General features: G+C 62.4%; 5 protein-coding genes. 2 read left to right on the plus strand and 3 right to left on the minus strand.

What is annotated here, in order from left to right:
• Positions 1-46 precede the first annotated feature (46 nt).
• Positions 47-1,222, minus strand: coding sequence for a CaiB/BaiF CoA transferase family protein (locus tag CN311_RS21530; protein WP_097575721.1), 1,176 nt, complete (start codon positions 1,220-1,222; stop codon positions 47-49).
• Positions 1,223-1,365: 143 nt separating this feature from the next.
• Positions 1,366-2,298: an alpha/beta fold hydrolase gene (locus CN311_RS21535; RefSeq protein WP_097575722.1), complete on the minus strand. Its 933-nt coding sequence runs from the start codon at positions 2,296-2,298 to the stop codon at positions 1,366-1,368.
• 198 nt (positions 2,299-2,496) lie between these two features.
• Between CN311_RS21535 and CN311_RS21540 the strand changes: the two genes are divergently transcribed.
• Positions 2,497-3,504 (plus strand): ribonuclease T2 family protein, encoded by a 1,008-nt coding sequence (locus CN311_RS21540; RefSeq protein ID WP_097575725.1) that lies wholly within the window; start codon positions 2,497-2,499, stop codon positions 3,502-3,504.
• 27 nt (positions 3,505-3,531) lie between these two features.
• On the opposite strand, the gene CN311_RS21545 is transcribed toward CN311_RS21540, so the two are convergent.
• Positions 3,532-4,827 carry a GGDEF domain-containing protein gene (locus tag CN311_RS21545; protein WP_097575723.1) on the minus strand — a complete coding sequence of 432 codons (1,296 nt, stop codon included), beginning with the start codon at positions 4,825-4,827 and terminating at the stop codon, positions 3,532-3,534.
• Between the two features lie 260 nt (positions 4,828-5,087).
• Here CN311_RS21545 and ettA point away from each other — a divergent pair, with 260 nt between their 5' ends.
• A complete protein-coding gene (gene ettA, locus CN311_RS21550; RefSeq protein WP_097575724.1) occupies positions 5,088-6,737 on the plus strand; it encodes an energy-dependent translational throttle protein EttA in 1,650 nt (549 codons plus the stop codon).
• Positions 6,738-6,783 lie beyond the last annotated feature (46 nt).

A 6,783-nucleotide genomic window follows, 5' to 3' on the forward strand; every position in this document is an offset into this window, starting at 1 on the left:
GTGCCGTTGGCCTCGAGCGCATCGACGATCAATTGTCCGCCGGTCTTCATCTTCCTGATCTCTCCAGCTCGGCAAGGATTTCTGCGGTGTGCTCGCCCAGACGCGGCGAGGGACGCTCATAGACCAGCGGCGTGCCCGACATGACCATCGGCGCGCGCACCGAAGGCAGAAGATTGCCGTGGCCGTCGTCGAGGTCGAGCCGCATGCCGCGCGCAATCGTCTGCGGATCGGCGAACATCTGGCCGATAGTGTTGATCGGGCTGGCCGGCACGCCGGCGGCTTCCAGTTTGGCCAGCAAGGGATCGCGATCGAAAGCCTTCAGCGTCTCGATCATGCGTTCGCGCAGCTTCGCCCGGTTGGCGACACGGGCGGGATTGGTGGCGAAATCGGGGTTCGCAGGCAATTCGTCAAGACCGACGGCGCCACAGAATTTGGCGAACTGGCCGTCATTGCCGACGGCCAGGATAATGTGGCCGTCCTTCACCGGCAGCACCTCATAGGGCGCGATGTTCATATGCGCATTGCCCATCTGCACCGGCGATTTTCCCGACACCAGATAATTGAGGTTCTGGTTGCCGAGCGCCGAGATCTGGCTGTCGTAGAGCGCCATGTCGATATGCTGGCCTTCGCCGGTCTTTTCGGCATGGCGAAGGGCGGCCTGGATGGCGATGACCGAATAGAGGCCGGTGAAGATATCCGAGATGGCGACGCCGGCCTTTTGCGGCTCGCGCCCGGCCTCGCCGGTGATCGACATCATGCCGGACATGCCCTGGATGATGAAATCGTAGCCGGCGCGTGGGGCATAGGGTCCGTCCTGGCCGAAGCCGGTGATCGAACAGTAGATCAGGCGCGGGTTGATTTTGCGCAGGCTGTCATAGTCGAGCCCGTATTTCCTGAGGCCGCCGAGCTTGAAATTCTCGATCAGCACGTCCGATGTTTTGACCAGCCGGCGTATCGTCTCGGCGCCTTCCGGTGTCGAGAAGTCGACTGATATGGAACGCTTGCCGCGATTGCAGGAATGGTAATAGGCGGCCGAAAGGTTCTCGCCGTCATGGCTCATGACGAAGGGCGGCCCCCATTTGCGGGTGTCGTCGCCGCCGTCGGGGCTCTCGACCTTTATCACGTCGGCGCCGAGATCGGCCAGCAACTGCCCGGCCCACGGCCCGGCCAGGATGCGGGCGAGTTCGATAACGCGGACGCCCTTCAGCGGAGGCTCAGTCATGGATCACCACAGATTGATCGAAAGCGCAGCCTTGGATTCTTCTTTTGTGCATGTCGTTATCCCAAAACCGCTGCGCACTTTTGGGCGACATGCACTAGCAACCCCGCGTGCCGCTGTCACGAGCCTTGCGATGGGCCAACCCATCAGGCTTTCAGCGCGCCGTCGGCCCATGCGGCGAAATCGTTCATGACGATGTCCCTGTTCACCTCGTTCAGGCTTTCGTGGCGGGTCTCGGCGTAAACCTTTGAAACGAGATTCGAAAAGCCCATCCTGTGCATGCGTCCGGCAAGGTGGCTGACCGCCTTGCCGCCGTCGGTCGCCGGGTCTTTTTCGCCGCCGACCAGATAGATCGGCAGGGTCCTGCGGATATCGGAAAAATTGGCGTCGACGGCGCCGTGGAAGATGAAGCCGAACACGTCGCGCCACATCGACACCGAGGCGTCCCAGCCGCAGAGCGGATCGGCGACATATTTGTCGACTTCGGCCGCGTCGCGCGACAGCCAGTCGAATGGCGTGCGGTGATCGGGCACCGCCTTGCCCCAGGCCTGGAATGTCAGCCTCGGCAGCAGGCGCGACGGGACGTCGGAGCCCAGCCGGAATTTTTCCCAGGCCAGGACAGCCAGGGCGGCATGGCCGGCGAGCCCGGTGGAAAAATTGGCGTTCCAGATGGCGGCGGCGTGCAGCCGGCCCGAAAGGGCAAGCATGAAATTCAGCGCCACGAGGCCGCCCATCGAATGGCCGAAAAGAATGACCGGAAGACCGGGATGTTCGCTGGCGATCAGATCGTGCACGGCCGCCACATCGGCGATGACCTTGATGCCGCCATCCGTTTGAGCGAACCTGCCGAGGGGGGCATCGGGCGCCCTGGTTGCGCCATGGCCGCGATGGTCATGGGCGTAGACGTGGAAGCCGTGCTGACCCAAAAAGGTTGCGAAGCGGACATAGCGCGCGGCGTGCTCGGCCAGGCCGTGATTGATCTGGACCACGGCGCGCGGGCGGCCTTCGGCGCGTTTGACATAGAGGTTGAGCTCGGCCCCAGTCGGCGAACGCAATATGCGCTGTTGGCTGAATGACATTTCTCGTTTCGTCCCCAACGCGTTTTTCCACGCTTGCCAAGCGTTGTGTGCCGGCGCCTATCTCGCGTCAATCCGATGGCGGCGTTTTCCGCAGCTGTTCTTGCTTGGCAGTATCGCAATTCTGACATGGAAAATCCTGATATCGGGAAGAGGGCGGCAGTCTGGCTGCCGCAACATTTTTTCGATCGGGGAATTCTCATGCGGACAGGTTTTGCTTTCGGATTGGCGCTTTTGGCCATGTTGGTGACGGGTACGGCGCGCGCCGAGGTGAAGCTGGGCGGCGCCTTCGTGGCCGACGCCGCCTGTCCGGCGACGCAGGCCATCAAGAGCGGCAAGAACCCCGGCGACATCTCGACCAGTGCCGGACAGAGCTACGATCTGCTGGCCGGCAACAAGGATGCGCCGACGCATTATCTGATCCGTGTGCCGGGAGCGGATCCGGAGCGCCGCTGGGTGAAGGTCAGTTGCGGCCATGTTTCGGGCGGCAGCGCGTCGCCCACTGCACCCGCGCCGGCCGGTCAAAACAAGGCCGTGGCCTCGGGAAAGCCCGAATATGTCTTCGCGTTGAGCTGGCAGCCAGCTTTCTGTGAGACAAAGCAGGACAAGACCGAGTGCAAGACCCAGACCACTCGCGGCTTTGACGCGACACATTTCACCCTGCACGGGCTGTGGCCGCAGCCGAATGGGAATTTCTATTGCCAGGTGGCAGCAGCCGACAAGGCCAACGACAATCCGGCGCATTGGCAGGACCTGCCGCCGGTTGAGCTCGATGCGAATACGCGATCGGAACTCGACCAGGTGATGCCGGGCACCGCATCCGACCTGGAAAGGCATGAATGGATCAAGCACGGCACCTGCTATGGCAAGAACCAGCAGGACTATTTCTCCGATGCGCTGAGGCTGATGCGCGCCGTGAATGCTTCGCCGGTACGCGATCTGTTCGCAAAGAATATAGGCAAGCAGCTGACGTCAAATCAGATTCGAAGCGCCTTCGACAGCGCCTTTGGCGCGGGGGCAGGCGAGCGGGTCCGCGTCTCCTGCCTGGTCGATCCGTCGGACGGCAGGCGGCTGATCGGCGAGCTGACGCTTGGCCTGACAGGCCCTATCGGTTCGAACAGTACCGTTGGCGAGCTGATGCAGGCTGCCGCACCGACGAACAATGCCGGTTGCCCGAAGGGCGTCATCGATTCCGTGGGGTTCCAATAACAGGCAGGCAAAGCAGGCAGCCCGGAGCTATGCGCCGGCGTCGCGCCCTGCCTTGGTCCACGCGTTGAGGCTGTCGGCCTCGTGGCCGCCCGGTTCGCCGATGGTGCGGTCGCGCCCGGTCGATTTGGCCTTGTAGAGACGCTGGTCGGCCAGCGCGAACAGGTCGGCAAGGCAACGGGTCGATTCGCTGACGGTGGAAATGCCGGCGCTGACAGTGATATCGAACCGGCTGGTGGCCGCGGATGCCTTGACCGCATGCCTTATGCTTTCGCCAAGCAGCCTGGCGAGCGAATGCGGACGCGAGCAAAGGATTGCGAATTCCTCGCCGCCGATCCTGAACACCTGGTCCTCGGGGCTAGCGATCTCGCCAAGCAGGGCCGCGACGGATTTCAACACCTTGTCGCCCTCGGCGTGACCGAAGCGGTCGTTGATCGATTTGAAATGGTCGACATCGATGATCAGGAGGCTGAGCGGCTTGGCCGTCCGCAGGCTGGCGGCAACGGCGGCTTCGCCGTCGCTGTCGAAGCGGCCCCTGTGCAGCAGGCCGGTAAGGCCGTCGCGGCCGACATGCTGGACCAGCGCCTCATAGCGCTCGCGATAGGTCAGCGTGTCGAAAATATCGGAGAGGCCGCGTGGTGCTGGGACCTGCCGCGCCTCGAACCATTTGAGATAGGCGACAAGCATGGTGGCGAAGGCGAGGGCTGCCACCATCTTGGCGAACCAGCCGCCGAAGAAGACCGCGATCGGCGCGCCGGTGACGAAATGCAGCGCGGTGAAAAATCCCGCCTGGTCGAAGGTCAGCACGCAAGCGACGCAGACCAGGATGCGGGTAAACAGCGCCTTGCGCAGATAACGTCCGAGCTTTTCATAAAGCAGGATGATCAGGATGGCGTCGATGAACAGCAGCGTCGTGCCCCACACCATCAGCCAACCCATCTGGTCGATGAAGCCGATGTCGGGAAGGTTGCCACCGGGAAGCGGGGAGATCGCATGCATGCGCAGGATCAGCACCAGCCCGATCATCAGGGCATTGCCGAGCAACAGGCCATAGATCGGCTGGCGGACGGTCGCCGCGTCCTCCTTGATGTACAGCAGGAGAAGCATCACCAGCTTGCCGGAAAACAGCACCGCCGAACCCGGCGAAACCATGCCGAAGGGCAGCGCGACGTAGAACACGCTGGCGAGGTATGTTTCCAGAAAATGCATGACGCCGAGCGCGCAGACGAACACGCCGAGGCCGATGCGGTGCCTGAACCGGAAAAGCGTGGTCATGGCGCCGAAATAAAGCGCCGCTTCGGCAAGGAGCAGGAAACTGTTCAGCAACGCCTTCGATCCGATCCCTCTGCGGAAATCGCGGCTTGCGGCGATTTCCCCACCCGACACCGTTTTGACGCGGAATGGTTAACCAGTGCTTGCGTGGGGCTGTGCGACGGACCGAAAACGTCGTCGCCTCGGCGAATGCTTGCGGCCCGAAGTCGGGATCGAAGCGCCAAAACAGTTTGCCGTTCGCCGCCGCATCGCCTACATAGCGGCCAACTTCCATTCAATCCGACATTCCAGTCGACTTTTCAGGGAAAGCGCGCGTGGCACGCCAGTTCATCTATCACATGGCCGGCCTCAACAAGGCCTATGGCACCAAGAAGGTGCTCGAGAACATCCATCTGTCCTTCTATCCCGATGCCAAGATCGGCATCCTCGGCCCCAACGGCGCCGGCAAGTCGACGATCCTCAAGATCATGGCCGGCATCGACAAGGAGTGGAACGGCGAGGCGTGGCTGGCCGAGGGTGCCACCGTCGGCTACCTGGCGCAGGAGCCGGCGCTCGATCCCAAGAAGACCGTGTTCGAGAACGTCATGGAAGGCGTCGCCGCCAAGACCGCCATCATCGAGCGCTACAATGAATTGATGATGAATTATTCCGATGAGACAGCCGACGAGTCGGCCAAGCTGCAGGACGAGATGGACCGGCTGAACCTGTGGGATCTCGAACAGCAGGTCGAGATGGCCATGGAGGCGCTGGGTTGTCCGCCCAAGGATTCCGAGGTTACCAAGCTGTCGGGCGGCGAGCGCCGCCGCGTCGCGCTCTGCCAGCTCCTGCTGCGCCAGCCAGACCTTCTCCTGCTCGACGAGCCGACCAACCATCTCGACGCCGAAACGACGGCATGGCTGGAAAAGCATCTGCGCGCCTATCCGGGCGCGGTGATGATCATCACCCACGATCGCTACTTCCTCGACAATGTCACGGGATGGATTCTCGAGCTCGACCGTGGCCGCGGCATTCCCTATGAGGGCAATTACACCAAATATCTCGAAGCCAAGGCCAAGCGCCTCAAGCAGGAGGGCCGCGAAGACGACGCCCGCCAGCGCGCCATCGGCCGCGAGCGCGAGTGGATCCAGTCCAGCCCGAAAGCTCGGCAGACCAAGTCGAAAGCGCGTATCCAGGCGTTCCAGGATCTCTTGGATGCGGCCGACAAGCGGCGTCCGAGCGACACGCAGATCGTCATTCCGCATGGCGAGCGGCTCGGCAATGTGGTGATCGAGGTCGAGGGCCTGTCGAAGGGCTTTGGCGATACGCTGCTGATCGAAGGGCTGTCGTTCAAGCTGCCGCCCGGTGGCATCGTCGGCGTCATCGGCCCGAACGGCGCCGGCAAGACGACGCTGTTTCGCATGATCACCGGCCAGGAGAAGCCGGATGCAGGCACGATCCGCGTCGGCGAGACGGTGAAGCTCGGTTACGTCGACCAGAGCCGCGACGCACTCGATCCGTCAAAGACGGTGTGGGAAGAGATTTCAGGCGGCGCGGAAGTGGTCAAGCTCGGCAAGTTCGAGGCCAACACGCGCGCCTACTGCGCGTCGTTCAACTTCCGTGGCGGCGACCAGCAGCAGAAGGTTGGCAACCTCTCCGGCGGCCAGCGCAACCGCGTGCACCTGGCCAAGATGCTGAAGACCGGCGGCAATGTGCTGCTGCTTGACGAACCGACCAACGATCTCGATACGGAAACGCTTGCCGCACTCGAAGATGCGCTGGAAAACTTCGGCGGCTGCGCCGTCATCATCTCGCACGATCGCATGTTCCTCGACCGTCTGGCGACGCACATCCTCGCCTTCGAAGGCGACAGCCATGTCGAATGGTTCGAGGGCAATTTCGAGGATTACGAGCAGGACAAGATCCGCCGCCTCGGGCCGGAAGCGGTCAACCCGCATCGGATGACGTATAAGCGGCTGACAAGGTAGTTTCACTCAGAAGTGAGATGCAAAGATACGCCAAGCTGGGTAACTC

The organism is Mesorhizobium sanjuanii (assembly GCF_002529485.1).
In the GTDB taxonomy this organism is placed as follows: Bacteria; Pseudomonadota; Alphaproteobacteria; order Rhizobiales; family Rhizobiaceae; genus Mesorhizobium; species Mesorhizobium sanjuanii.

Bases quoted from the DNA above. Each gene is read 5' to 3' on its own strand.
- CN311_RS21535 (WP_097575722.1), bottom strand. From the start codon at position 2,298: ATGTCATTCAGCCAACAGCGCATATTGCGTTCGCCGACTGGGGCCGAG.
- CN311_RS21530 (WP_097575721.1), bottom strand. From the start codon at position 1,222: ATGACTGAGCCTCCGCTGAAGGGCGTCCGCGTTATCGAACTCGCCCGC.
- CN311_RS21540 (WP_097575725.1), top strand. From the start codon at position 2,497: ATGCGGACAGGTTTTGCTTTCGGATTGGCGCTTTTGGCCATGTTGGTG.